General features: G+C 66.4%; 26 protein-coding genes and 1 pseudogene. 12 read left to right on the top strand and 15 right to left on the bottom strand.

Features of this window, described 5'->3' with window-relative positions:
- Nucleotides 1-4 precede the first annotated feature (4 nt).
- The 4 genes from U1R88_RS21865 to U1R88_RS21850 all read left to right on the top strand — a co-directional run bounded on the left by U1R88_RS21865 (nt 5) and on the right by U1R88_RS21850 (nt 2635).
- Nucleotides 5-820, top strand: a complete 816-nt coding sequence (locus tag U1R88_RS21865) for a substrate-binding domain-containing protein (protein ID WP_322433293.1) — start codon at nt 5-7, stop codon at nt 818-820.
- Between the two features lie 4 nt (nt 821-824).
- A complete protein-coding gene (locus U1R88_RS21860) occupies nt 825-1373 on the top strand; it encodes a PQQ-dependent catabolism-associated CXXCW motif protein (protein ID WP_322433147.1) in 549 nt (182 codons plus the stop codon).
- Nucleotides 1374-1416: 43 nt separating this feature from the next.
- Nucleotides 1417-2253 carry a quinoprotein dehydrogenase-associated SoxYZ-like carrier gene (locus U1R88_RS21855; RefSeq protein WP_322433146.1) on the top strand — a complete coding sequence of 279 codons (837 nt, stop codon included), beginning with the start codon at nt 1417-1419 and terminating at the stop codon, nt 2251-2253.
- Nucleotides 2254-2350: 97 nt separating this feature from the next.
- Entirely contained in the window at nt 2351-2635 is a 285-nt protein-coding gene (locus U1R88_RS21850; RefSeq protein ID WP_322433145.1) for a hypothetical protein, read from the top strand.
- A 14-nt stretch (nt 2636-2649) separates the two neighbouring features.
- On the opposite strand, the gene U1R88_RS21845 is transcribed toward U1R88_RS21850, so the two are convergent.
- From U1R88_RS21845 to U1R88_RS21785, 13 genes and pseudogenes are all read right to left on the bottom strand, one after another.
- A complete protein-coding gene (locus U1R88_RS21845; RefSeq protein WP_162275118.1) occupies nt 2650-3009 on the bottom strand; it encodes a hypothetical protein in 360 nt (119 codons plus the stop codon).
- The gene (locus U1R88_RS21840; protein WP_322433144.1) at nt 2990-3679 is read right to left on the bottom strand and encodes a hypothetical protein; all 690 of its coding nucleotides are present in this window, start codon (nt 3677-3679) and stop codon (nt 2990-2992) included. The genes U1R88_RS21845 and U1R88_RS21840 overlap by 20 nt, the downstream gene beginning before the upstream one ends.
- On the bottom strand, nt 3676-4806 hold the full coding sequence (pqqE, locus tag U1R88_RS21835; RefSeq protein ID WP_322433143.1) for a pyrroloquinoline quinone biosynthesis protein PqqE: 1131 nt from the start codon (nt 4804-4806) through the stop codon (nt 3676-3678). The genes U1R88_RS21840 and pqqE overlap by 4 nt, the downstream gene beginning before the upstream one ends.
- A pseudogene (gene pqqC / locus U1R88_RS21830) lies at nt 4803-5821 on the bottom strand (pyrroloquinoline-quinone synthase PqqC). Before pqqC ends, pqqE begins: the two are co-directional and overlap by 4 nt.
- Nucleotides 5818-6735: a pyrroloquinoline quinone biosynthesis protein PqqB gene (gene pqqB / locus U1R88_RS21825; protein ID WP_322433292.1), complete on the bottom strand. Its 918-nt coding sequence runs from the start codon at nt 6733-6735 to the stop codon at nt 5818-5820. Before pqqB ends, pqqC begins: the two are co-directional and overlap by 4 nt.
- A 44-nt stretch (nt 6736-6779) precedes the next feature.
- On the bottom strand, nt 6780-6872 hold the full coding sequence (pqqA, locus tag U1R88_RS21820) for a pyrroloquinoline quinone precursor peptide PqqA (RefSeq protein WP_068288997.1): 93 nt from the start codon (nt 6870-6872) through the stop codon (nt 6780-6782).
- Nucleotides 6873-7094: 222 nt separating this feature from the next.
- Entirely contained in the window at nt 7095-7796 is a 702-nt protein-coding gene (locus U1R88_RS21815) for a response regulator transcription factor (RefSeq protein ID WP_068288994.1), read from the bottom strand.
- Nucleotides 7793-9373: a sensor histidine kinase gene (locus U1R88_RS21810; protein ID WP_322433142.1), complete on the bottom strand. Its 1581-nt coding sequence runs from the start codon at nt 9371-9373 to the stop codon at nt 7793-7795. The genes U1R88_RS21815 and U1R88_RS21810 overlap by 4 nt, the downstream gene beginning before the upstream one ends.
- 205 nt (nt 9374-9578) lie before the next feature.
- A complete protein-coding gene (locus tag U1R88_RS21805; RefSeq protein WP_322433141.1) occupies nt 9579-9785 on the bottom strand; it encodes a hypothetical protein in 207 nt (68 codons plus the stop codon).
- Between the two features lie 121 nt (nt 9786-9906).
- Entirely contained in the window at nt 9907-10713 is an 807-nt protein-coding gene (locus U1R88_RS21800; protein WP_322433140.1) for a formylmethanofuran dehydrogenase subunit C, read from the bottom strand.
- Entirely contained in the window at nt 10710-11633 is a 924-nt protein-coding gene (gene fhcD / locus U1R88_RS21795; protein WP_322433139.1) for a formylmethanofuran--tetrahydromethanopterin N-formyltransferase, read from the bottom strand. The genes U1R88_RS21800 and fhcD overlap by 4 nt, the downstream gene beginning before the upstream one ends.
- Nucleotides 11621-13255, bottom strand: coding sequence for a formylmethanofuran dehydrogenase subunit A (locus U1R88_RS21790; protein WP_322433138.1), 1635 nt, complete (start codon nt 13253-13255; stop codon nt 11621-11623). Before U1R88_RS21790 ends, fhcD begins: the two co-directional genes overlap by 13 nt.
- A complete protein-coding gene (locus U1R88_RS21785; RefSeq protein WP_322433137.1) occupies nt 13249-14277 on the bottom strand; it encodes a formyltransferase in 1029 nt (342 codons plus the stop codon). The genes U1R88_RS21790 and U1R88_RS21785 overlap by 7 nt, the downstream gene beginning before the upstream one ends.
- Before the next feature lie 180 nt (nt 14278-14457).
- On the opposite strand from U1R88_RS21785, the gene U1R88_RS21780 reads away from it, so the two are divergent.
- From U1R88_RS21780 to fae, 7 genes are all read left to right on the top strand, one after another.
- Nucleotides 14458-15495 (top strand): beta-ribofuranosylaminobenzene 5'-phosphate synthase family protein, encoded by a 1038-nt coding sequence (locus U1R88_RS21780; RefSeq protein ID WP_322433136.1) that lies wholly within the window; start codon nt 14458-14460, stop codon nt 15493-15495.
- A complete protein-coding gene (locus tag U1R88_RS21775) occupies nt 15495-16388 on the top strand; it encodes an NAD(P)-dependent methylenetetrahydromethanopterin dehydrogenase (RefSeq protein WP_322433135.1) in 894 nt (297 codons plus the stop codon). The genes U1R88_RS21780 and U1R88_RS21775 overlap by 1 nt, the downstream gene beginning before the upstream one ends.
- On the top strand, nt 16354-17508 hold the full coding sequence (locus U1R88_RS21770) for an ATP-grasp domain-containing protein (RefSeq protein ID WP_322433134.1): 1155 nt from the start codon (nt 16354-16356) through the stop codon (nt 17506-17508). The genes U1R88_RS21775 and U1R88_RS21770 overlap by 35 nt, the downstream gene beginning before the upstream one ends.
- Nucleotides 17505-18479 (top strand): methenyltetrahydromethanopterin cyclohydrolase, encoded by a 975-nt coding sequence (gene mch / locus U1R88_RS21765; protein WP_068288976.1) that lies wholly within the window; start codon nt 17505-17507, stop codon nt 18477-18479. Before U1R88_RS21770 ends, mch begins: the two co-directional genes overlap by 4 nt.
- A 94-nt stretch (nt 18480-18573) precedes the next feature.
- Nucleotides 18574-19485, top strand: coding sequence for an ATP-grasp domain-containing protein (locus tag U1R88_RS21760; protein WP_322433291.1), 912 nt, complete (start codon nt 18574-18576; stop codon nt 19483-19485).
- Nucleotides 19482-20330 carry a triphosphoribosyl-dephospho-CoA synthase gene (locus U1R88_RS21755; RefSeq protein WP_322433133.1) on the top strand — a complete coding sequence of 283 codons (849 nt, stop codon included), beginning with the start codon at nt 19482-19484 and terminating at the stop codon, nt 20328-20330. The genes U1R88_RS21760 and U1R88_RS21755 overlap by 4 nt, the downstream gene beginning before the upstream one ends.
- Before the next feature lie 156 nt (nt 20331-20486).
- Nucleotides 20487-20993: a formaldehyde-activating enzyme gene (gene fae / locus U1R88_RS21750; protein ID WP_068288968.1), complete on the top strand. Its 507-nt coding sequence runs from the start codon at nt 20487-20489 to the stop codon at nt 20991-20993.
- A 293-nt stretch (nt 20994-21286) separates the two neighbouring features.
- Here fae and U1R88_RS21745 read toward each other — a convergent pair whose 3' ends face one another.
- Nucleotides 21287-22009 (bottom strand): HisA/HisF-related TIM barrel protein, encoded by a 723-nt coding sequence (locus U1R88_RS21745; protein WP_322433132.1) that lies wholly within the window; start codon nt 22007-22009, stop codon nt 21287-21289.
- Nucleotides 22010-22091: 82 nt separating this feature from the next.
- Here U1R88_RS21745 and U1R88_RS21740 point away from each other — a divergent pair, with 82 nt between their 5' ends.
- Nucleotides 22092-23180: a hydantoinase/oxoprolinase family protein gene (locus U1R88_RS21740; protein ID WP_322433131.1), complete on the top strand. Its 1089-nt coding sequence runs from the start codon at nt 22092-22094 to the stop codon at nt 23178-23180.
- Nucleotides 23181-23210: 30 nt separating this feature from the next.
- On the opposite strand, the gene U1R88_RS21735 is transcribed toward U1R88_RS21740, so the two are convergent.
- Nucleotides 23211-23786, bottom strand: a complete 576-nt coding sequence (locus U1R88_RS21735) for a DUF447 domain-containing protein (RefSeq protein ID WP_322433130.1) — start codon at nt 23784-23786, stop codon at nt 23211-23213.
- Nucleotides 23787-23788 lie beyond the last annotated feature (2 nt).

Here is a 23788-nt window from a genome sequence, read left to right as displayed (position 1 = left end):
GATGGTGCTCGGCTTGAATTCCGCCAATGCCCAGCAGGTGCCCGAGCTCGTCGACAAAGCCAATCTGCGCGTGTGCTCGGATCCTGCCAACATGCCGTTCTCGAACCGCCGCCAGGAAGGGTTCGAGAACCGCATCGCCGAGATCGTTGCCAAGGATCTGCAGCGGCCGGTGCGCTACTACTGGCTGCAGCAGGGCATGGGCTTCGTGCGCAATACGCTGGGCACGGGCCTGTGCGACGTGATCATCGGGGCCGCTTCGGGCTCCGATCTCACCCAGCACACCAATCCCTATTACGCGTCGACCTATGTCCTCGTGGTCAAGGCGGATGGGCCGCTGGCCGGCGTCACCAAGCTGGAGGACCCCGCGCTCAAGGGCCGCCGATTCGGCATCATTGCCGGCACACCGCCGGGCGACCACCTGCAGCGCCTCGGCCTGATCGCCAACGCCAGGAGCTATGGGCTGACGCTGGATCAGCAGGACAATGCGGCGGGCAAGGAAGCCATCGACGATCTCGTCGCTGGAAACACCGACGGTGCGCTGCTTTGGGGGCCGATCGCCGGCTATTACGCCAGCAAGGCGGCCAAGCCGCTCAAAGTCATTCCGCTCGTGCAGGAAAGCGAGCGCCCGTTGCTGGCCTATCGCATCACCTTCGGCATCCGGGCCAACGAGACGCAATGGAAGCACACGCTCAACGCCGCCATCCGCAAGCACGCCAAGGAGATCGCGCAGGTGCTGTCCGACTACGGGGTGCCGCAGGTTTCCGTCGATAGTCTGCCGGCCGAGCGGCCCAATCTCGCCGCAGGCCAGGTGCAGGAATAAGGCGATGATCAGGCCGATCGCGCGCAGTGCTGTCCTTCTGGTCCTGGCTCTCGCGACGTTGCCGGCCCAGGCCGGTCCTCCGCCCGAGCCGAGCGGCTATCGTCTCGACGACTACAGGGCACCGACACCGGCGACGCTCGCCGGCGCCACGGTCCTGGATACGGCGCGGGCCGAGGCATTGTGGAAGCAGCGAGAGGCCCTCTTCGTCGATGTCCTGCCGCATCCTCCCAAGCCCGCCGAGCTTCCCGCTGGTACGCTCTGGCGTGATCCGCCGCATGAAACCATCGTCGGCGCGGTATGGCTGCCGGAAGTCGGGCGCGGTGCGCTGGCGGCGGCGACGGAGGATTATTTCAAGCGCAGCCTGGCCGAGCTGACCCATGGCCGCCGCGAGGAGGCGCTGGTGTTCTTCTGCAAGAAGGACTGCTGGATGTCGTGGAACGCTGCCAAGCGGGCGGTCAGCTATGGCTATGGCCGGGTCTATTGGTATGCCGACGGCGTCGATGGCTGGAAGGGCGCGGGCCTGGCCCTGGAGACGGTCAAGCCGCGACCGTGAACGGCAGTCTTTGTGCCGCTGGCATCAGAAAGGGAGATGGACAATGACCTTTCTTGAAAAACGGGCTGGATTGCGCCCTTCGCGCCGCCGCTTCCTGGGTGGGACAGGACTGGCCGCGCTCATGCTCCTCGCCAGCCCGGGGTGGGCCGAGGCCGGCGACACGCCGAGCGAGGCGACCTGGGATTCGATCCGCCCGGACCTCTTCGGCGAAAAGACCATCGATGCCGAGCCGGTCCTGCGCTTGAACGCACCGGTCAGGGCCGAGGATGCGGCGCTGGTGCCGATCGAGGTGGTTGTCGACCTGCCGGCCAATGACAGCCGCACGATCAGGGCGATCACCCTTGTGGTGGACGAGAATCCCTCGCCGCTGGTGGCCGTCTTCAAGCTCGGGGAAGGGCGCCGGCAGTTCGGGCTGTCGACGCGCATCCGCGTCAATTCCTATTCCTATGTCCGGGCGGTCAGCGAAACCAGCGACGGCAAGCTGCACATGACCAAGGCCTTCGTGAAAGCGGCCGGCGGCTGCTCGGCTCCGGCTGGCAAGGATCCGGTGGAGGCCAAGGCCAATCTGGGCAAGATGCGCTTTCGTGATTTCTCCGGGACGGGCAGCAAGGAAGCCCAGATTCAGATCCGCCACCCGAATTATTCCGGCATGCAGATGGATCAGGTGACGCGGCTCTACACGCCGGCCTGGTTCGTGCAGACCCTGGCGGTTACCCAGGGGCAGAAACCGGTCTTCTCCATGGAGGGTGGCATCTCGCTCAGCGAGGATCCGACATTCCGCTTCAGCTATGACAAGGATGGCCAGCCGATCTCCGTCGATGCCAAGGACACCGAGGGGAACGAGTTCAAGCGCGCCTTTCCCGCCGATGGGGGCAGTTGAGCCGCTGTCGAAGAATTCTTTGACGTGCCCCTTCGGATCGATGACATAGCGTGTCATGCGGGAAAGCACCACTGCACCACCGCGATGTGATCACGCCATGACCGAAAGCCCGGAAACGCCGGATACCGTCAAAATCAGCCTCGATGCCAACGAGGCCATCGTGCTGTTCGAGCTTCTCTCGCGCTGGTGCGATCCAAAGACGGACGCTACGCCGGCGGGCGCCTGCTTCCGGAGCACGGCCGAATGCGCCGTCCTTCTCGGGCTTCTCGGCAGCCTCGAAGGGCAATTGGCCGCGCCCTTCAAGCCTGACTATGAGGAGATCGTCGCGCAGGCCCGGCGGCGTCTGGAACCGCTGTGGGATCAGGTGACCCTAAACGGCTGAACACCCCGGAAACGCTATTTGAAGCAGCGGATCTCGGCTTCGGCCTGGGTGCGCCGGAGATTGGCGACGACGTCGTCGAATTGCTTGGTGCTGCGGAAGATGGCGGACTGCTGGCCGACACCCTGGCGCATGGCCAGGATGGTTTCGGCCCTTTCATAGCCGTCATAGGGCAGGATGGAGGCGATCACGTCGATCGAGCAGGCGCACCGTTCCATGGCTTCCCGCGTCTCGCCATTGGCGGCCATGCAGCCGATCACATAGTCGACCCGTGCCTTGGTCGGATAGTCGTTCTCGACCTCTGCGCCGAAAGCGGGAATGGCCGTGGCTGCCAGCATCAGCAATGCCAGAAGCGTGTCAGTCGGGCTTGGCCTCATAGGAAATTCCTTCGTCGAGCAGCGGGCTGTTCTTTCCGGGCGCCGAGACTTCGATGCGGGCGATCTCGCCGGGCAGGTCCCTGGCCACCAGGAATTCGTAGCGCAGCGTGTCCAACCCATTGAGCCGGGCCTTGTTGGGGTCATCGCTGAAAGGCTGGATCGAGACGCGCCAGCCGGGAAGGGTGCGGCCCTCATAGGGGATTTCAGCCGGTTTCACCTCGGCCTTGTCGCGCAGGGCCGTGCGGATGGCCGTTTTGAAATAGCGCGGATTGGCCTGATAGGTTTGGGCGAGTATGCCGATATGATGCTCGAGGAAGAGGCTCAGCACCGGATTGCCGCTCATGTTCTCGAACGGCCCGGCGGCGCGTCGGTGAGCGCCGCTGAAGAGCTGGACCTGCACGGTGCGGGTCTGCTCCGTCTCGCCCTTGTCGAGGGTGAGACGGATGGTGTCGTCGAAGGAAGCACCGTAGAGTTTGTCGTCGGCGCTCTTGCGATGATAGGCGTAGGTCAGCACCTGGTTGATGGTGGTCTTGTCGAGCTGGGGTTCCTCGAACAGCAGGGTGGCGGCGTCCGGGGGCGCTGCGGCCGCATGGGCGGCACCGGCGAGGACCAGGAGGGCCAGGGCGGATAGCCATGCTCTTCCCGGCTTGCGACGTGCACGATCATTCATGCCGGCTGTCCTTCCATCGGTCGGGGAGCGGCCGTGATGACGCGGTAGTCATAGGCCGGTGGTGAGGAAACGGCCGATTCGCTGGCGGCCAGGGCCTGCATGCGGTCGTGCCAAGGCGATTTGTGGCAGGCCGGATCGGTCACGCCGGCATCGCCGGCCAGGGCCAGGGCCTGGCAGCGGCAGCCACCCCAGTCGCGTTCCCGGCGCTCGCAACTGCGGCAGGGATCCGGCATCCAGTCGGTGCCACGATAGGCATTGAAGGCGGGCGAGTTCAGCCAGGCCTCTGCCAGAGTATGCTCACGCACCGACCAGAATTCGAGGTGGGGGATGGTTTCGGCGGCATGGCAGGGCAGGATCTTGCCCGACGGCGTGACGTTGAAGGTCCGGCGCGCCCAGCCGCCGTTGCAGGGCTTGGGATAGGCCGAATAATAGTCGGGCACCACGAGGTCGATGACGATGCGGCCTTTCAGCCTTTCGCGTGCGGCTTCCACCAGGGCGATCGAGGCATCCGCCTCGGCGCGCGTCGGCATCAGGGCGGCGCGGTTGCGCTGCGCCCAGCCATAATACTGGGTGTGGGCGATTTCGACGCGCTTGGCCTGCATCTCGACGGCAAGATCGATGATATCGCCGACCTCGCCGATATTGGCACGATGGATCACCGCATTCACCGTCAGCGGCAGGCCGAGCGTCACCACATGCCGGGCGAAGTCGCGTTTCCTGGCATGGGCTCCGGCCAAGCCACCGATATGTTCCGCCATTTGCGCGGTTGCAGCCTGGATCGACAGCTGCACATGGTCGAGACCGGCCTCGGCGAGGGCCTCGAGCCGGGCATCGGCCGCGCCGACACCGGCCGTGATCAGGTTGGTGTAGAGGCCGAGTTCGGCACAATGGGCGGTCAGCTCGACGATGTCGGGCCGGGTCGTCGGCTCGCCGCCGGACAGATGCACATGCAGGACGCCGAGGGCGGCGGCCTCCGAGAACACGCGCTTCCAGGTCTGCGTGTCCAATTCCTGCGCGCGGTGGTCGAGCTCGAGCGGGTTGGAGCAATAGGGGCAGCGCAGCGGGCAGCGATGGGTGAGCTCGGCGAGCAGGCCGATCGGATTGGGGATGCGGGCCTGGCTCGTCATCGCTCGATCACCCGCTTGGTAAGGAGATCATCGAGCATGGCGATGACGTCGCCCTCGATCACTTCACGCTTTTCGCCATAGCGTTCGGCGAGCAGATCACAGATCGCGCCGACGCTGCGCTGGCCGTCGACCAGTTCCACCACGCTGGCGGCCACCGCGTCGAGGCCGAAGGCACGCTCGGGTGCCAGCAGCATGTGCTTGTTGCGGACGCTGTCGAAGCGGAGCCTGACCCCGCGCGGCAGGCTGGGGACATCCTCGGCCGAGAGCGTGCTCATGATGCCAGCTCCATACCGGGAATCCAGGCGCCGGGCGGCGGCAGGCCGGGTGTCACATAGGCGTGGTGCAGGCCGTCCAGCTGCGCCCATAGCACGTCGCATTTGAAGGCAAGGGCCGCGAGGACGGATTGCTGCAGGGCGATGCTGGTGGCGTGACGCTTGACATAATCCAGCGCGAAATCGGCATCGCGAGGTGCCTGCGACAAGCGCTTGTCGAAATAGGCGAGGGCCTGAGGGGAGATGAAATCATAGCTTGCCAGCATGCCGGCAAGGCGTTCGGAAATGATGGTGGGCGCGAACAGCTCGGTGAGGGAGGAGGCGATCGCCTCCAGGAGCGAGCGGTCGCGCACGAAATCGACATAGGCCTGCACGGCATAGCGGGTCACCGGCAGCAGGCCGCGGGTGGAGACGACATAGTCGCGCGGGAAATCCAGGCTGTCGGTCAGTTTGAGCCAGCGCTCCAGACCGCCATCACCATCGCCGGTGCCGTCATGATCGACGATGCGCTGGCGCCAGATCCGCCGCAGCGCCGGGTCCTGCATGCGGGCGAGGATGGTCGCGTCCTTCACCGGGATCATGGCCTGGTAGAAATAGCGGTTGAGGGCCCAGGCCCTGACCTGGTCGCGGCTCAGACGGCCACCATGCAAGGCGGCATGGAAGGGATGGAGATTGTGGTAGCGCCGATGGCCGATATCGCGCAGGGCAGCTTCCAGCGCGGCGGGGGAAAGGAGCGTTGTCATAGGGAAAATACCATGCCGTCATGGGCGACCTGCCAACCCGCTGTCTCGACCGCCTGCCTTTGGGGCGAATCCTCCACCAGGACCGGATTGGTATTGTTGAGGTGGATGAAGACCCGCTGTTCCACGGGCAGGCCTGCCAGGGCGGCCATCGATCCGTCGGGGCCGGCAATCGGCATATGGCCCATGCGCCGCCCCGTCTTGGTGCCCAAGCCATGCCGGATCATCTCGTCGTCCTCCCACAGCGTGCCGTCGAACAACAACAGATCGGCACCGGCAATGGTTTCGCGCAGCCAGGGCGGCACGTCGGCGCAGCCCGGAATATAGGCGATCCGCTTGCCGCCGCCGGCCAGGATCACGCCCACCGTCGCCTCGCTTGCCTCCCCCAGGCGCATCGGTTCGTTCTCGCGCCAGAGCGGCAGTTTTCCCGGAACTGGCACCAGCGTTACGGTCAGGCCCGGCAGGGCCTCAAAGCTCTGACCCGGGGTTACCGCCTTTCGGCCGACGAGGTCGCGTGCCAGGACGTCGAAGATCCGGTTGCCGGCGATGCTATCCAACGTCTCGGCCGTGCCATAGAGCGTGAAAGCCTGGCGCTCGCGCAGGCCCAGCAGGCCGGCGACATGGTCGACATCGCCATTGGTCAAGAGCACCGCTGCAATCGGCGAGTGGCGCGCGGATCCCTTGTGACGCAATGGATCCCCGGGCTGGAGCGCAGGCACAGCCTGGAGTTGCTGGCGGATATCGGGCGAGGCATTGAGCAAAAGCCAATCCTCCCCGTTCACCGAAACCGCGATGCTCGACTGGGTGCGCGGCCGGACCCTAGGATCGCCGGTCCACGCCAGACGACAGACCGGGCAAGCACAGTTCCATTGTGGAACCCCACCCCCGGCCGCCGCCCCGAGAACGATGGTATGCAAGCTTGCCTGCACGACCCCGATTCCGTTGCTGTCGCCGATTCAACTTAGAATTCCGGCGGCAGGTCCTCGTCGGACATATAGCCCGTCACTTCCATTCCGACGCAGAACTCGATGATTTCAGGTTTGGTCCAGCGCATTTCAATTCCTCCGTTGCTTGGTTTGTGAGCTTTTTCATAAGGAATTTATAAGTATTAATCTTGGAAGATACCAAGATCATTACCAACAACACTATCCACGTCTTCCATCAATACCGCAAGTGAAAACGATTGGGTTTTGTGGCGCACCGTTTTTGAGGCACAAGGAATCATGGGGACCCGCCGGTGCGGATCCACCGCGTGCGACATCGTGGCAGCCGCTGCTCAGCGTCCGGACCGATTGCCTGCCATGTCGAGCATGAAGCCGCGGCCGCGAACCGTGCCGATCAGCGGTCCGCCGACGCGGGTGATGTCGGCGAATTTGGTTCTGAGATAGCCGACATAGACATCGACGACGTTGAGCGAGACGCCTCCCTGCGTGGCCCAGAGGCGGTCGAAGATCTCGCCGCGCGAGACGGGATGGTTGGCGTTCTGCATGAGCAAGGCGAGCAATTCGGCCTCCCGCTGCGTCAGGCGCACATGCACGGTGCCGTAATGGGCCTGGCGTGTCTCGTGATCGAGCACGAGGCGTCCGACGATCAGGCGTTCATGTTCATCCGAGGTGCCGGACCGGTGCAGGAGGTGGGTGCGCAGCCGCGCCACCAATTCATCGAACTGGAAAGGCTTGACGATGTAGTCGTCGGCGCCGGCCGTGAGGCCGTCGACGCGATCCTGCACTTCGTCCTTGGCGCTGACGAACAGGATCGGTCCCGTATAGCCGGTCTCACGCAAGGCCCTGCAGACGTCGAGCCCCGAACCGTCGGGCAGGATCATGTCCAGCACCACCGCGCAGGGATTGATGTCCCGGGCCGTGTCGAGGGCCTGGTCCGCCCGCTCCACCGTGGTGACGTCGAATCCCTCCACCTTCAGGCCCCTGCTGAGCATCGAGCCAATGTCGGCATCATCTTCGACGAGCAATACATTCATGATGCAAATCCTGTGTGCGTATTCCCTTCGGCGGCTCGGGGCAGCGTGATCGCCACCCGCGTACCACGCTCGGTGTTTGGATCCGATGCTATAACGATGCTGCCGTGATGTCGCGTGATAACCCATTGGGCCAGGGCCAGACCGATGCCGAAGCTCGATGAGGCGTCGCCGTTGCGGCTGACGAAACGCTCGAACACCTGCTCCCGCGCCTCGGCGGGAATGCCGCAGCCATCGTCGCTGACGAAGATGCCGGCGGCGTCCGGGCTATCTTCCAGGCGGATCTCGATGCGCGTGGCGCCCTTGGCATGGCGGATGGCATTGTCGATCAACCCCTCGACCACCTGGCGGATCCAATCGCCGTCGGCGACGATGTCGCCAGGCGATTCGGGCAGGACCAGCGCAATTTCAAGCTGGTGGCGCCGGACCGCGGGCGCGTAGCTCTCCACGGTGTCCGCCAGCAGGCGCGCCAGGTCAATGCGGCGGAAATCGAGGGTGATCTCGCCGCTTTCCGAGCGCGCGACACGCAGCATGTCCTCGACGCGTCGATGCAGGCGGAAGGCGCGCTGGCGGATGGTGGTGAAAGTCGTGCGGGTCTCCTCGGGGCTGATCGAAGGCGCGCGCAGGGCAATGTCGCATTCGCCCAGCACCACGGTGAGCGGGGTGCGCAGCTCATGGCTGACATCGGCAAAGAAGCGCCGGCGCGAACGGTCGATGCCGGCCAGCCTCTCATTGGCGGTAGTGAGGTCGGCCGTACGCTCGGCCACGATGCGTTCGAGCGCTGCCCTGTCCAGCGATAATTTATGTTCGCGCCTGGCCAGCGAGGCTGCCATGCGGTTGAAGCGGGCCACCAGCAGGCCGAGTTCGTCGCGCGCTCCGACGGCGAGCCTGATATCGAGCTTGCCGCGGCCGATGGCGATGGCGGCGTCGTCAATGGCGCTGATTCGGCGTAGCAGCGGCCTGGTGATGCGCTGGTGCAGCAGGATCGCGATCAGGATGGCGAGGATCGCCGCGGCGATGGCGGCGATGGTCAGGCGCTGCGAGGTGCGGGCGATGTCCTCGCGCGCCAGCTTGACGGCCTGCCGTTCGGCCTCCACCAGGGCGGACAATCGCGGGCCGGCGCTGAGGCCGAAGCCGTTGAGGGCACCGCGGATGGTGTCGCCGCGCGCAGCTGTATCCGATTGCTCGAGCCCGGTGGCGATGGAGGCATCCAGACTGGCGATATCCGCGCGCAGCAATGCCAGCATGCGCTCCGGCGTCTCGACACGGCCGGGGATGGTTTCGCCCTGCCAGGGGTCGGCGCCGGCCGCCGTCAGCACGGTGTCGATCTGGTTCTTCAGGGCAGTCAGGCGCAGGCGGCTGGACGCGGCGGTCTGGGCGCTGTCGATGGCGGCAAAGGCATAGTCGGTCAGGCGTCCGGAGGCCTCGGCCAGCAGGTCGAGCCGGCGCTGCGACACGGTGAGACGCTCGACGGCGAAATCGGAGGTCCGCACCGCGAACAGCAGGCCGGCCGCCGCCAGCAGGGTCAGCATGGCGGCACCGGCGATCAGAAAGGAGAGAGAGCCTCGAATCGATCCCATACCGCCACGAATCACAATTGTTCCGACTATTGGAGTCGGTTGACGATGCACACTTGCCCAGCTGAGGCGCCGTTGCAAGGCTGCGGCACGCCGGACAAAGCGCGTTTGGACGGAAACGCTTGTTTACTCCGGCGTCCTGCTGGCGCGGCCTTACGGTTCCTGCCGGGTGCCACAAATCGCGAAACGCCGTTGGCAGTGTGCGTCTTCAGATGTCGGTGGACAGGTCCCGCTTGGTGACGCAGCGCCAGTTGCGTATTTTCCATTGCCGGTGCGTGGACTGCCACTGGGCGATGGTTTCCTGGGCATGCAACAAGCAGGCCATGCTGTCCTGCGTATCCATGGACCAGCTGATACGCTCCTCGCGGCAGGAGTCGGGCGCGCTCATCAGGCAGACGGTCAGGAGAATCCACATGAGGTGCCTCTTGCTACAGCAAGCGATGTTAGCCTGTTCCCGTTTGCAGCTCCAATCAAGCTGTACTTGTGTGCTACCTCCCATGCGGTAGCCGGATGCCGCCGGAATGCTGCCCGCCCGTTCATGCCGCGGGCATCAGGATCTCGCCCTTGCCGAGCGTGGCAAGGTCGCCTGCCAGGCGCTCGGCCTGCTGGGGGATGAGCTCGGCCGATCGGGGGTGGATGCGGGCCACGGCGCGGCGAAGCAAGTGGGCAACCACAAGACGATGCCGGCCGGTGGGGACGAAGCTCGGCAGCAGGGTGCCATGCGTGGCTGCAATGATGGTGCCGCGCCGCATGCCGTAGCCGGGATTGTCGCCGACTTCCTGGGCGATGATGGTGCCGGCGATCAGGCCCGAGCCAGCATAGTCGCCGGCCCGCCCACCGACGAGGATCAGTCCTCGCCGCATGCGCTCGCCCAGCCTGTCGCCCGCATTGCCCTCGATGACGAGGATCGCACCGTCGAGGCCGTGCATCGCGCCGTGGATGGCGCCGCCGGCACGTTCGTCCGCATCGCCAGCGATACGGACGAGCCCGCCCTTCGCCGCACTGGCCGCAAACGGACCGGCACTGCCGGTGACTTCGATCGTGCCGCCCCGCATCGCCTGGCCCAGCCGTTGGCCGACATCGCCGTCCACCACGAGGCGGCCCGATTCGAGCCCGGCGCCGATCAGGTCGAAGCGCGGGGAGCCGCCCTCGAAGCGGATGCTATCGCGATCGCCTGCTTCGACCGTGAAGATATCGGCCACCGCCACGCCGTGCCGGGAGGTACCGATCGGGAGTCTCTCGATGTCCGGAAGCGACAGGGCGCCGATGCGATGCGGCACCAGGCCCGAAAGGTCGAGGCGTTCGGGCGGGGCTTCGCGCAGGCGGAAAGTGAGGGCGTTCATGTCAGCAACTCGCGCAGATGAAAGTGATATTTGCCGAGCTTGCCGCCATAATTGCCGGCGGTGACACGCACCAGGCCATGCTGCGGTCCTGCTTCGACGGCTGCGTGGAGCCCCTCTCTCATCGAGGCGCGTACGGCCTCGGCGGAGAATCCGTCGATGACGATTTCGAGTACCGCTCCCACCTCGGGCGCCAGGGCCGAACGGGGGCGGCCCTTCAGCGTCGGGCAGTAGGGGTCGTTGGTCGAGGCGATCATGCCCTTGGTGCGTCCGCCGACCTTGGAGCCGGAGCGCACGATGCCGCCGGGAAAGGGCAGGATTACATCGGGTACGGCCGCTGCGGCGCGGGCAGCGGCTTCGGCTACCGCCAAGGTGCCGGCCTGGTCGCGGCCGAGAAACAGCAGGTTGCCGCCACCCACCGCGCCCTCGACGAGGCCGGTGTCATGCTCGCAGACGAATTCGCCGTCCATCACCGGCACGCGCCAATAGCGATGCCCTTCGATGCGTTTGGCCATCTCATAGCCGTCGCCGAAATAACGGATATTGGCGCCCAGCTTGAGACGCCGCGTGCCGTCGGAACCAGCATAGCAGGCCGAGCCGGGGCTGGTCAGCACGCATTGGCCGACACGGCGCGCGAGCTGCTTGCCGAGCCCGTCGGCATCGAAGCCGAAGAGCAGGACGCGCAGGCCCGGCCTTCCGTCCGGGGTTTCCTCCGGCGAGAGGGACCGGTCGATACCGGCTTCGACGCCGCAGCCGATCACCGACGTCGCAAAGCCCGTCAGGCTCGCCGCTGCGATCTCGGCCCAGCGGGGCGTGTCTGCCGTCAGCACGATCGCTGTGGCGGCCATGCCGAAGGCTTCGGCGAAGGTGTCATCGATGGCGATGCCATTGAGCGTCAGGTCGGAGCTGGTTAGGTTCGACATGGCTCGACCTCGAAAACATTTCTTTCGCCAAAGGCCTCGAGCGGCACGCTGAAACTTTCCAGGCCGGCCCCGAAGCGGTCTTCGAGATAGCGGTCGGCATGGCGCCTCATGGCCGGATCGAACTCCGGCGCCAGCGTCAGGGTGCGGCCGGCGCGCCATCCCAGCGGCTCGCCCTTGCGCACCACCGCCACGCCGTCCTTCAGGACCAGATCGGCCGAGGCGAACATCGCGGTGCGGTCGGCATCCTCGCGGTAGATGGCCACATCAGCGCGGGCGCCCGGCTTGAGATGGCCGCGGTCGGCCAGTCCGAGCAGTCGTGCCGGCGCGGCGCGGGTCATGATCGCGACTTCCGCCAGGGTGTATTCGCGCTCGATCGCGGCAAGGCCGCTGCGCTCGCGCACGATGTCCGGCAGGCTCGCCAGAGTGCGATCCCGTTCCGCCTTGTCCATGAGCAGATGGATCAGGCGGGGATAGGCGGTGAACGGGCCGCCATTGGGATGGTCGGTGGTGAGCAGCACCCGCCAGGGGTCCGGCGAGAGCAGGAAGAGTTCGAGGCCGATGGCAAATTGCAGCGCGTTGATGCCGGAGTTGCGGCGATAGCGGTAGGGCACGATGCCGACGCCCTCGGCATCGCCGTCGACCAGGATCCATTTGCGTGGCCGGCCGGCCTTGCGGCTGGAGAATTGCCGGAGGATGTCGAGGGAGATCGTGCAGGTCTGGCCGAACACCACCTGGCCGACATCGAGGGTTGCGTTGGGATTCGCGGCCAGGGCCGCGCAGACCTCCGCCGCAGCCGAGACGATCCCGCCACTCTCGTGCCGGCCATAACTGTAGAACTGGGCATGGGCGAAATGGACGGGGCGCCCCTCCGCTGCCTTGATGGTAGCGATCAGCGTGTCGACGGCGCCGGGCAGTCCGAGATTGCTGCAATGGACATGGAGGGGATGCGGCACGCCGATCGCCGTGGTCGCGTCGAGCAGGGCCGTGAGGATCTGGCGCGAGGTCAGGCCATAGCTCGGCACCTCGTCGTCGAGCCCGAAGGCGCGTACGTTCTGCTTGAATGCCGCCGCTCCGCCGGCATTGATCACCTTCACGCCGAGCCCGCGCGAGGTCGCGAGGGTCAAGGCCGTCAGGTCGCGCACCGCCTGAGCGCCTTCCTTGCGCCTGAGCAGGGAGAGCAGCTGGTCGTCATTGCCGAGCACGCTGAGCGCGCCCCGGTCGATCAGGGGAATGTCGTCGAGTTCGAGGTGGGTCGCCAAGGCGGCGCTGGGCGCCAGTGCCGGCTCGATCACCGTCGTATAGCCCATGCGCGCATAGAGGCGGCCGGTCTCGAAGGCCGACCAGCGCGCGGTCGAGAAGGGCAGGGCCGGGTCGCCGGCAGTTTCGCTGACATGAAGTTCGGGCAGCAGCAGGCGCGCTAGGGTCACGTTGCCGCCGGCAATATGGGAATGGACGTCGACGCCGCCGGCCATCACCACGCAGCCGCGCGCGTCGATCACGGTATCGGCGACGGCCTGCACCGGCTTTTCGACGATGCGCTCGTCCTGGATCCACAGATCTGCCTTGCCGTCACGGCCGGAAACCGGATCGACGATGCGGCCGCCCGCAATGCGCGTCAGCATGATCCCTGTCCCTTCTGGCCGATTGTGGTTTGAATGGCCTCGATGATCTCGGCCGCGCCGGTGTTTCGAGGGGCTGGGCCCGTCCCGATGGCTGCGAGCGTGCCGCGGCGTTCGTCGAAACAGACGGCCATACCGGCTTCGCCCGGAACAGCCACCTCGATCACGATGCCGGCCTGCGCTTCGTCTGGACGTCCGGAGAGGACGACGCCGGGAATGCCGACCGGGGGCTTCTCGCCATGGGCTTGTGCGCAGAGCCATAGCGCCGCATCGGCTTCCTTGCTCGCGACCAGGCGGCGAGCGTCGAAGCGCCAGGGATCGTGCTCGGGATAATCGCGTCCCAGCCCGACACGTGGCGCATCGCCGGTCGTCCAGCTGCCGACCGCGAGGGCCAGCCGCGCCGCGGCCGGCACGCCGAGCGGCAGACTGGAAAAACGGGTCTCGTCATTGAGGTCCTTGACCAGCCCCTGGAGCATGCCGACGGCTGGTTCGCCCAGTTCCCGGGGGTCATAAACGGCGACCCCGAAACGGGCCGCCTTGATCCTGCCGGCCAGATCGTTCAGCGCCACCGTTTCCGGGCGGGGCGACAACCGGCCAGTCGCGAGGGCGCGCAGCAGGCCCAGATGCGCGGCAAGGGTGTCCTGGTCGGCCTCCAGGTTGAGGACATTGCGCTCGGCCACGCCGGCCAGCGGGGCAGGGGCAGCCACGAGCTCGGCCAGCAAGGGATTGGCGCCGGCCTTGCGCCCGACCACCAGCAGGAGGTCCGCGCGCGCCCGTGCCTCGGCCCAGGTGGTGGTCATCGCGCCGCGGGCGGCGAGGACGCCGAGATCGGCATAGAGCGCATCCGAGCCCTCGCAGTCGATCGCAGCGCCGATATGGAAGGCAAGCCGGTAGGCTGCGCGCACCGCTGCAACGTCGCCGGACAGCCCGCCGATCACGGGCAGGCGAGCCCGAGCCAGCATCCGCGCCGCAGCGGCTATGGCCTCATGCTGATCAACCGATTGGCCTTCGATCCAGGCGCGCATCCGTGAGCCGTCTCCTGCCTTTCATTTTCGCTATAGCTAACAACCACCTCAGCGTTCGGCCAAGTACCTCCGCGCTCTCTGGCAAATTTATAAGAATAATATGGATTATTTCTAAGAAATTGCTGCGTTGCCAACGATGTTTATTTGTTATGATATTTTCCTATTGGGGAGGCCGCGCCGATGTATCAGCAGAAGGGAACGACCTTACCCGGATTTGAGTCCGCTTCCGCGACAAATCCCGCTTCGATCCGCGTGAGTGCGAGTGCGCGCCTGCATCTCGGTTTTCTCGATCTTCATGGTGGGCTCGGTCGCCGTTTCGGCAGCCTCGGCCTCGCGGTGAGCAGCCCCGCCGTCGATCTCGTCATATCGGATGCGGAGCGTTTGATCGCCGAGGGAGAGGAGGCCGAACGCGTGCTGCGTTATGCGGAAGCGGCGGCGCACCATCTCCAGGTCGAGCCGCGCGGCCATTTTCAGTTGCGGCGCAGTATCATACCCCATGCCGGCCTCGGCTCAGGGACGCAGATCGCCCTGGCGGTGGCGGCGGGCCTTGCCAGACTGCGGGGGCGGCCCTTTCAGGCGCGCGACGCCGCGGAAGCACTCGACAGGGGCAATCGTTCTTCCGCCGGCCTGGCCGCATTCGAAAAGGGCGGCCTGGTTCTCGACGGCGGACGCGGCGAGGACGATCGGGCGCCCCCGATTCTTGCCCGCCTGCCTTTTCCGGAGGACTGGCGGGTGCTGCTGGTCTTCGACACCTCTTCCCATGGCCTGCATGGCGAGGCCGAGGTCAGCGCCTTCCGGCAGTTGCCGCCCTTTCCCGAGGCTGCCGCAGCACATCTTTGCCGTCTTGCCCTGATGCGCATCCTGCCGGCCGCGGCCGGCAGGGATGTCGAGGCTTTCGGTGCCGGCGTGGCGGAGTTGCAACGTGTGGTGGGTGATCATTTTGCGTCCGCGCAGGGCGGCCGCTTCACCAGTCCGATCGTCACCAAGGTGCTGACCGCCTGCGAGCAGCGGGGCTTTGGCGGTATCGGGCAAAGTTCCTGGGGTCCCACCGGCTTCGTCATTATCGGTTCCGACAGCGAGGCACGCCGGCTGGTTGCCGAGCTGAAGGCCGACGGGTTGCCCCCCGGCATCCGCCTCGAGATCGTGCGCGGACGCAATCAGGGCGCCCAGGTGCGGATCAACCGTGACCATGCGCTCAAGAGGAGGCTCGCGTTTTGATGGCCCGATCGATCCTGCATATGCTCTCGCCGCTCAAACATATGAGTCCCTTCGACGTCAACATGGCGGTTGATGCGGGCTTCGACGTCGTCATTCCCTATACGGGCGTGACGCTGGAGGAGATCCGGCCTCTCGTGCAGGACGCGATCTTCTCGCGGGCACCGGGCGATGGCAGCCGCACCTCGATCTTCATCGGCGGCAAGAATGGCGGCCTTGCGCTCGACATGCTCGATGCCGCGCAGAAGGCCTTCGTGCCGCCTTTCGCCCTCAACCTGTTCACCGATCCGGCCGGCTCCTTCACCACCGGCGCGGCCATGGTCGCCAAGGTCAAGGCCGTGCTGAGGGACAAGCATGGCGGCGAACTGGCAGGCCGCAGGGTCGTGATCTTCGGCGGGACCGGTGTCGTCGCCTATTGCGCCGCCGTGCTGGTGGCGCTCGAGGGCGGCCAGGCCGTGCTGGCGGGCCATGACGGCACCAAGCGAGTGAGCGATATTGCCGCCGGCATCAAGCAGCGCTTCGGCGTCGATGTCGGTTATGCCGATGGCAGCACGCCCGAGGCCCGGCGGGCGGCGGTCGCCGGTGCCGAAATCGTCCTGTCCAGCGGGCCCGCCGGTGTGAACATTCTTTCCGCGGCCGACCTCGATTCCGTGCCGGGCCTGCTGGTCGCCGCCGATGTCAACGCCGTCCCGCCGGCGGGGGTGGAAGGAGTCGGCGTGATGGCCAATGGCGAGCCCTTCGGTAATGGCAAGGCGCTGGGCGTCGGCGCACTCGTGATCGGAAACGTCAAATACAAGACCGAACTCGGCCTGTTCCGTCGCCTCCTGGCGACCGACAAGCCGATCAGCCTGGATTTTCGCGATGCGTACAAGCTTGCCCTCGAGATCGCAGGGTGAGGGCGCCTGCGTCCTGATCGCCGCCCAGTCCGGTCGCGCTCTCGCCGCTGCCGCCAGGCGCGCGGGCTACAGGCCGCTGGTCGTGGACCTCTTCGGTGACAGCGATACCCGAGCGCTGGCCACGGGCTATCGCCAGGTCAGGGGTCGGTTCGGCGTGGGTGTCGCCGGCCTTGCCGTCCTCGATGCGCTGCATGAATTGGCTCTTGCCAGTGCCCAGCCGCCTCTCGGCGTCGTTCTCGGCAGCGGTTTTGAAGCCAGTCCCGCTTTGATCCAGGCCATCGACGAACGCTTCGGCCTGATCGGTGCCAGTGCCGACACGGTGGCCAGCCTGAAGGATCCGATGGGCTTTGCGCGCCTGCTGGCGGAACTTGGCATCGGCCACCCGCAGGTCCGGCTGGAGCCGGTCGCCTTGTCCTCGGGCTGGCTGGCCAAGCGTCGCGGTAGCTCGGGCGGGGGCCATATCCGCAAGGCCCGCTCCAACAGGCTAGCGCCTGGGCGCTATCTGCAGCGGGCGGTCGAGGGAGAGCCGGTTTCCGTCACCTTCCTCGCCGATGGCCGCCGGGCTCAGGTGGTCGCCCGCACATGTCAATGGGTTTCGCCCGGCCGGGGTGCCGCGTGGCGCTATGGCGGCGCCATCGAGCCGGGCGGGCCGCCCGCGATCGATCCCGAGATCGAGATGGCGATCGGCCGGATCGTGGCGGCCACCCGGTTGCGAGGCCTCGCCAGCGCCGACTTGATGGTGGCGCCGGATCGCTGGTGGCTGCTGGAGATCAATCCGCGGCCTGGCGCCACCCTCGATTGCCTCGACCGGCGGCGGACGCCGCTCTTCGAGCGCCATTGCCGCGCGAGCAGGGGCGAACTCGGCGAGGCCGAAGCTCCTCCCCAGGAGGCCGCCGGGAGCATGATCGTCTATGCCCGGCGCCGAATCGCCAGGGTGCCGGAGATCGCATGGCCGGTTTTCGTGGCGGACAGGCCGGAGCGCGGCAGCGCGATCGAGGCTGGTGCGCCGATCTGCACCGTCGCCGCCACAGGCACGGAAACCGCCGAGGTTCGACGCCTGCTCGACTTGCGTGGCGCGGACATCATCCGTCTCGTTCAAGAGGAGAGAGTTCCGGCGTGACGATTTTCCTGCAGCCCCCGAGCGTCAATGCCCTGGCCAGACCGTTGGTCGACAGCCTCGTCGCCGATGCCGCGGGCCTGCGGCTCACCGTCAGCGCGGGCCCGGGCGGGTGCCGCTTCATCGATGCCGGCGCCGGTGTTCCCGGCTCCATCGAAGCGGGCCGTCGGCTTGCCGAGATCTGCCTGGCGGGCCTCGGCCGCGTATCGATCGCGCCCACCGGGCCGGTGGAGCGCTGGCCCTTCTCCGTCAATGTGCAGACGACCAATCCCGTCCTGGCTTGTCTCGGCTGCCAATATGCCGGCTGGAGCCTACGCGCCGGGAGCGGCAAGGAAGCCTATTTCGCGCTTGGCTCAGGGCCGGGGCGCGCTGCCGCGCGGGTGGAACCTCTCTTCGTCGAACTGGGCTACAGCGACGATGCCGACAGCGCCGTCCTGATCCTGGAAACCGCCTCGCCGCCGCCTGAGGCCGTGGTGCGCAACGTAGCGGAGGCGACGCGGCTGGCACCCGAAGCCCTCACTTTCATCTATGCGCCGACCCAGAGCCTGGCGGGGGCGACCCAGGTCGTCAGCCGCGTGCTCGAAGTCGCGCTGCACAAGGCGCACAGCCTCGGCTTTCCGCTTGCCGACATCGTCGATGGCCTGGGCACGGCACCGCTGGCACCGCCCACCCCGGATTTCGTACGGGCCATGGGCCGCACCAATGATGCGATCATCTATGGCGGGCGTGTCCATTTGTTCGTGGCCGGCACCGCCCAGGCCGCCAAATCGCTGGCCGAGGCCCTGCCGAGCCCCACGTCCCGCGACCACGGCAAGCCCTTCGCCGAGATTTTCAGCCGTTTCAAGGGAGATTTCTATGCCATCGATCCGCATCTGTTCAGCCCGGCGGAGGTCATCGTCACCGCTCTCGAGAACGGCGAGACCTTCCGCGGCGGCCATCTGATGCCGGACCTGGTGGATGCCTCCTTCTCGTAGCATCGAACGCTGAGCTCACAGGACCCCAACCTCGCAGGAACTCTTGGTAGGACATCTCGAATTGAACCCGCTCGAACACCCTATGGGACGCCGATTGCGTATCGGCCTCGCAGCCGACAATGGCGAATGGCATCGCGGGCGCCTGCTTGGCGCCCTGCGCGCCTGCGGCGTCGAGCCGGTGCTGTTTTCCCTGGCTGATGTGGCCATGGTCACGGGCGGGGGCGAGCCACTGCGCATACCCGGCTTCGAGGGAGAATTGCCCGATGGAGTGCTGCTGCGCACCATATCGGGCGGAACCTTCGAGGCGACGACCCTGCGGCTCGGCGTGCTGCATGCCCTGGTCGCGGCTGATGTGGTGGTGTGGAACGATCCGCGGGCCATCGAGCGTTGCGTCGACAAATCGATGACCAGCCTGCTGATCGCCAGGGCCGGCCTGCCGACGCCGGATACCTTCGTGGTGTCGAGCCGGGAGGCGGCGGTGGACATCGTGCGGCGCGAGGCCGGGCCGGGCGTGCCGTTGGTCCTCAAGCCCCTGTTCGGCTCGCAAGGCGAGGGCCTGCGCCTGATCGGCGTGCCGGACGATCTCCCGCAGCCCGAGGACGTGGCGCGGGTGTATTATCTGCAGCGTTTCGTGCGCCGGAACGTCGAGGGCTGGCGGGACTACCGCATCTTCGTCTGCGACGGCCGCGTGGTGGCCGCCATGGCGCGCGAGGGTGACGGCTGGATCACCAATGTCCACCAGGGTGGGCGCCCGTCGCGCTGGCAGATGCCGGAGGAAGCCGAGAATCTTGCCTTGAGGGCGGCGCAGGCGGTCGATGTATCCTATTGCGGGGTCGACCTCATCGAGGATGATCACGGCCGCTTCCTGCTCCTCGAGGTCAACAGCATGCCGTCCTGGTCCGGCCTGCAGAGCATCGTTGACGCCGATATCAGCGAGGCCGTCGTCCGCGCCTTCCTGAAGGCGGTCTATGCCGCCCACCGTCCAGCCATGGTGGCGGTATCATGAACTATCATCCTCCCAGCCTCGATCTTGCCGGCACCTATCGGGACGCCTGCCTTGCCGAACTCCGGGCCCTGAAGCCTGGCAATGTGCATGTCTTCGCGGATGTCGGCGAGACCAAGGTCGCCGATTTCGAGGCGAGCGCCGTCGCTTCTGCACCCTGGATCGGCCAACCGCGCGCCAGCGTCGGGGCACGTATCCTCGGTGCCATCAGGGCGACGCGCGAGGCCATAGGCTGGAACACCAATCTCGGCATCGTGCTGCTTTGCGCGCCGCTTGCTGCGGCCGCCGAGGCGGGAGGAGACTTGCGTGCGGCGCTTGCATCGATCCTGTCGGGACTCGACAGGATCGATGCGCGCGATGCTTTCGAGGCGATCCGCCTGGCCTCGCCCGGCGGGCTGGGAAGCGCCGATCGCCACGATGTCCACGAAGCGCCGACCGTTACCTTGCGCGAAGCGATGGCTGAGGCGGCGGCGCGCGATCGCATTGCCCGCGCCTATCTCACCGATTTCGAGGATGTCTTCGAGACGGGCCTGCCGGCGCTCCGGCAGGCGCAAGGGGGCGGCCTCGACGAGCCCTGGTGCACGACATCAGTGCATATGGCCTTCCTGTCGCGTTTTGCCGACACGCATATCGAGCGCCGCCGCGGCCGCAAGCAGGCCGAAGCCGTACGGGCGCGCGCTGCCGAAATCATCGGGGCGGGTCCACCAGGCCCCGCCTCGCTCGCAACCTTGCTGGCATTCGATGCCGAACTCAAGAAAGGAGATCTCAACCCCGGAACTTCCGCCGACTTCACCGTGGCGACATTGTTTGCCGCCGCGATCATGCGCTCTCCGGCAACCGGCAGCTGAACGGATGCTTGCTGGTGACGGAATGCGCGATTACGCTCATAAAGCTATCTGGCCAACCGGTTCGGCGCCGTGCCGAACGCTGCAAACAAGGATAGATGGCTCGGCCGCCGTTCCAAGGGATCGGGGCCTTTGTTCTCGCAGGGAGGACTATCGAATATGGCAAAGATCAACAAGGTTTTGATCGGTGAATCCCTTGTCGGCGACGGCAATGAAGTCGCTCATATCGACCTGATCATGGGTCCTCGCGGCTCGGCCGCGGAGACGGCATTCTGCAATGCCCTCACCAACAACAAGGATGGCTTCACCTCGCTTCTGGCGGTGATCGCCCCAAACCTGCAATGCAAACCCAACACCTTGCTGTTCAACAAGGTGACCATCAAGGGCGCCAAGCAGGCCGTGCAGATGTTCGGTCCGGCCCAGCACGCCGTGGCGCGCGCGGTGCAGGACAGCGTCGCCGACGGTACCATTCCCGCCGACGAAGCCGACGACATCTTCATCAGCGTGGGCGTCTTCATCCACTGGCTGGCGGACGACGACGCCAAGATCCAGAAATACAACTACGAAGCGACCAAGCAGGCGATCGAACGCGCTGTCCAGGGCTGGCCGAGCGCGGCCGAAGCCACCAGCAAGCGCGAGCAGGTCAAGCACCCCTTCGCTGCATAGACAGGGGACAGCCCTGGGCAGGAGCCGCCTGCTGCGCCCATGCCTGCAGGCCTGCTTCAGCGGTTGGCCGCCATCTTTCTCGGACGCTGAAAATTCGCCGGAGGGACCCAGTTTCCTCCGGCGAAGACTTGCCGGAGGCGATTGCTTTGACCGCGGAGTAGAACCGCCGTCATTGCGAGCGCAGCGAAGCAATCCAGGATGGGCGAGCGAATCGAAGGCTTCTGGATCGCCACGTCGCTACGCTCCTCGCGATGACGACAGGGCCGTGCCATGGTCAACTTGCGGCCATGCCCTTAAAGGCGTCCGTCATGCAGGGCAGAAGCGACGAGAATGCCGGACACGCCGATTTCGGCGAGGGCGGCAAGATCGCCCTTGTCCCGCAGGCCACCAGCGGCATAGAGCCTGCAACGGGCGGGAGCCTGCCGACGAAGCGCGGACAGCCTATCGAGGTCGGGTCCGCTGCCCATGCCCACGCGCCCCAACGTCATGACGATCACCCGCTCCGGCCAGATCGACGGCGTGGCGAGGATCGCTTCGGGGCCGACATAGTCGTCGCCGCGAAAATCCAGCGACAGCACGGCATGATCAGCCAGGTCCCGCACGAGCCTGTCGCCGCTCTGGCTCTCGGAGCCGAGCACCGGGAGGCCGAGGCCCTCATCGAAAAAGGCCTCGGCTTCGGAGCGGGTGGCAATGCCGGCGTCGATCCACAGGCGCACCGCCGGAAAGGCGTGGGCGAGGCGTCGAAGGCTGGCGGTATCGCGCCCGCGTCCCTCGATACCGTCGAGGTCGGCGACATAGAGCTGGCGCGACGGCGCGGCGCGCAGCAGGCCGGCGGCGACGTCGACCGGATCGGCCGTCGGGCTGAGCGGTGTGACGATCGGCTGGTAGCGGGCGCGATCGCCCGCCTTGGCCCGCACCACCGAGCCGTGCCGCAGATCGATGACCGGCACGATCTCGACGCCGAGGTTTGCACCCGGTGCGGTATGGGCTTTGTCCTGTCGATCCGGTGCAGGCATGATGACGACTCGAAAGCGGCGTTACCCCTTTGTGGCACGGCGCCTAGAATGGTGAAAGCGACAGGCCGTGAAAGTGATTAGTATGGATTCCACTGCGTATGATGATCCGGTGCTCGCCACGAACGATCTGGTGCTGGGCTGGGATCTCGGGGGCGTGCACGTCAAGGTCGCCGCCGTGGCACAGGGACGGCTACTGGCGGTGACGCAGGAACCCTACCAGATCAGGCAGGGGCTTGCCGTGCTCGACCGAGCCTTCGCCGCCCTGCCGTCCTGGGCGCGCGAGGCGCGCCACCATGCGGTGACCATGACCGGGGAGCTCAGCGCCCTGTTCGACGATCGCGCCGCTGGCGTTGCTGCCCTGACCGACTGGGCCACCCGGCACTTCCAGGGCGAGATCGCCATCTATGGCGGACGGGCGGGTTTCCTGCCGCCCCATCGGGCGGCTGCCCATGCGGTGGATGTCGCCTCGGCCAACTGGCATGCGACTGCGGCCTTCGTCGCTTCCCGCCTGCCGAATGCCCTGCTGGTCGACGTCGGATCCACCACCTCCGATCTCATTCCGATCGAGGAAGGCCGGATCACGGGCCTCGGCTATACCGACGCCGAGAGACTGGCATCGGGCGAACTGGTCTATGCCGGCGTCGTGCGCACGCCTTTGATGTCGCTTGCCGAAAGACTGCCCTTCCAGGGGCAGGACGTCACGCTGGTCGCCGAGCATTTCGCCACCATTGCCGATGTCCATCGCCTGCTCGGCACCTTGCCCGAGGAGGCCGACCAGCACGACACAGCCGATGGCCGCGACAAGAGCCTCGCCTCCACGCGGACCCGGCTGGCGCGGGTCGTCGGCCAGGATGCGAGCGACGCGCCCGATCATGTCTGGAACGAACTGGCGGCTCATTTCGCCGAGCTGCAATTGCGCCGCCTGCATGATGCGGCGGCTCGTATCCTGTCGCGCCGCAAGGCAGAGGCGCGCCCACCCGTGGTGGGCTGCGGCGTCGGCCGCTTCGTGGTTCAGGCGCTGGCGGCGCGGATGGGCCTGGCCTATCACGACCTTGCCGATCTGGTGCCGAGTGCCGACGGCTCGGAGAGCTATTGGGCCTCCTCCTGCGCGCCGGCGGTATCGCTCGCACTGCTCGCAGCCGAGCGGGTTTCGGATGTGGCTCGGGGATGACAGGATCGTTTCGAATCCAGGGGTCGCGTCTCAGCGGGATGAACTAGCGGGTGTCGGCCCGGCCAGGATCTTTTCCTCGATCCACCGCCAGGCTTCCAGCTCGGCTTCGCCGGCCGTCTTGCCGATGGCGATGCGAAGGTAGTCCATTTCGGTGCGGATCTTGTCGGGGCTGAGCATATGCAGTCTCGTCGACAGGATGGCCGCTTCCAGCACGGCCGCCTGGGCGCGATTATAGCCGAGGAAAGGATGGTGCAGCCCCCGGTGCACGACGCGGCAGCGAAAACGGGGCCTGACCTCGTCGGGAACCACCGCCTCGACCGCAAGCTCCATATGGGCGAAGGCTTCGGCCAGCCTGACGCCCTCGATCCGCTCGCAGGGAAGGGTCGTCCAGCCGCGCCGCCCGGTAACGCAGCCGGCGATCACCCGGATGTCGAGAGGAGCGGCGGCGGCCAGGAAGGGATGGCGCTCCAGATTGGCAATGGTCGGCGAGGGGCGGAAGGGGGCGACGACATAATGCTCGTCTTCCTCGATCAGGCCGAAAGGCACCAAATGCGCACTGCCGTCGGCATTGAGCGTGGTCACGATGGTTTCGAGAATACGCGGCATCG

Source organism: Labrys sedimenti, assembly GCF_034424805.1.
Lineage (GTDB): Bacteria > Pseudomonadota > Alphaproteobacteria > Rhizobiales > Labraceae > Labrys > Labrys sedimenti.
Note: the sequence above shows the minus strand (reverse complement) of the source record. Positions and strands in the feature narration are given on the sequence as shown.

Excerpts from the sequence above, each read along its gene's own strand:
- U1R88_RS21850 (WP_322433145.1), top strand. The coding sequence starts at position 2,351 with ATGACCGAAAGCCCGGAAACGCCGGATACCGTCAAAATCAGCCTCGAT.
- U1R88_RS21775 (WP_322433135.1), top strand. The coding sequence starts at position 15,495 with ATGGCCCGATCGATCCTGCATATGCTCTCGCCGCTCAAACATATGAGT.
- U1R88_RS21770 (WP_322433134.1), top strand. The coding sequence starts at position 16,354 with ATGCGTACAAGCTTGCCCTCGAGATCGCAGGGTGAGGGCGCCTGCGTC.
- U1R88_RS21755 (WP_322433133.1), top strand. The coding sequence starts at position 19,482 with ATGAACTATCATCCTCCCAGCCTCGATCTTGCCGGCACCTATCGGGAC.
- pqqA (WP_068288997.1), bottom strand. The coding sequence starts at position 6,872 with ATGCGCTGGACCAAACCTGAAATCATCGAGTTCTGCGTCGGAATGGAA.
- U1R88_RS21810 (WP_322433142.1), bottom strand. The coding sequence starts at position 9,373 with ATGGGATCGATTCGAGGCTCTCTCTCCTTTCTGATCGCCGGTGCCGCC.
- U1R88_RS21785 (WP_322433137.1), bottom strand. The coding sequence starts at position 14,277 with ATGCGCGCCTGGATCGAAGGCCAATCGGTTGATCAGCATGAGGCCATA.
- U1R88_RS21740 (WP_322433131.1), top strand. The coding sequence starts at position 22,092 with ATGGATTCCACTGCGTATGATGATCCGGTGCTCGCCACGAACGATCTG.
- pqqE (WP_322433143.1), bottom strand. The coding sequence starts at position 4,806 with ATGACGAGCCAGGCCCGCATCCCCAATCCGATCGGCCTGCTCGCCGAG.
- fhcD (WP_322433139.1), bottom strand. The coding sequence starts at position 11,633 with ATGTCGAACCTAACCAGCTCCGACCTGACGCTCAATGGCATCGCCATC.
- fae (WP_068288968.1), top strand. The coding sequence starts at position 20,487 with ATGGCAAAGATCAACAAGGTTTTGATCGGTGAATCCCTTGTCGGCGAC.
- U1R88_RS21805 (WP_322433141.1), bottom strand. The coding sequence starts at position 9,785 with ATGTGGATTCTCCTGACCGTCTGCCTGATGAGCGCGCCCGACTCCTGC.
- U1R88_RS21745 (WP_322433132.1), bottom strand. The coding sequence starts at position 22,009 with ATGCCTGCACCGGATCGACAGGACAAAGCCCATACCGCACCGGGTGCA.
- U1R88_RS21800 (WP_322433140.1), bottom strand. The coding sequence starts at position 10,713 with ATGAACGCCCTCACTTTCCGCCTGCGCGAAGCCCCGCCCGAACGCCTC.
- U1R88_RS21845 (WP_162275118.1), bottom strand. The coding sequence starts at position 3,009 with ATGAGGCCAAGCCCGACTGACACGCTTCTGGCATTGCTGATGCTGGCA.
- U1R88_RS21860 (WP_322433147.1), top strand. The coding sequence starts at position 825 with ATGATCAGGCCGATCGCGCGCAGTGCTGTCCTTCTGGTCCTGGCTCTC.
- U1R88_RS21790 (WP_322433138.1), bottom strand. The coding sequence starts at position 13,255 with ATGCTGACGCGCATTGCGGGCGGCCGCATCGTCGATCCGGTTTCCGGC.
- U1R88_RS21815 (WP_068288994.1), bottom strand. The coding sequence starts at position 7,796 with ATGAATGTATTGCTCGTCGAAGATGATGCCGACATTGGCTCGATGCTC.
- U1R88_RS21780 (WP_322433136.1), top strand. The coding sequence starts at position 14,458 with ATGTATCAGCAGAAGGGAACGACCTTACCCGGATTTGAGTCCGCTTCC.
- U1R88_RS21735 (WP_322433130.1), bottom strand. The coding sequence starts at position 23,786 with ATGCCGCGTATTCTCGAAACCATCGTGACCACGCTCAATGCCGACGGC.
- U1R88_RS21840 (WP_322433144.1), bottom strand. The coding sequence starts at position 3,679 with ATGAATGATCGTGCACGTCGCAAGCCGGGAAGAGCATGGCTATCCGCC.
- U1R88_RS21855 (WP_322433146.1), top strand. The coding sequence starts at position 1,417 with ATGACCTTTCTTGAAAAACGGGCTGGATTGCGCCCTTCGCGCCGCCGC.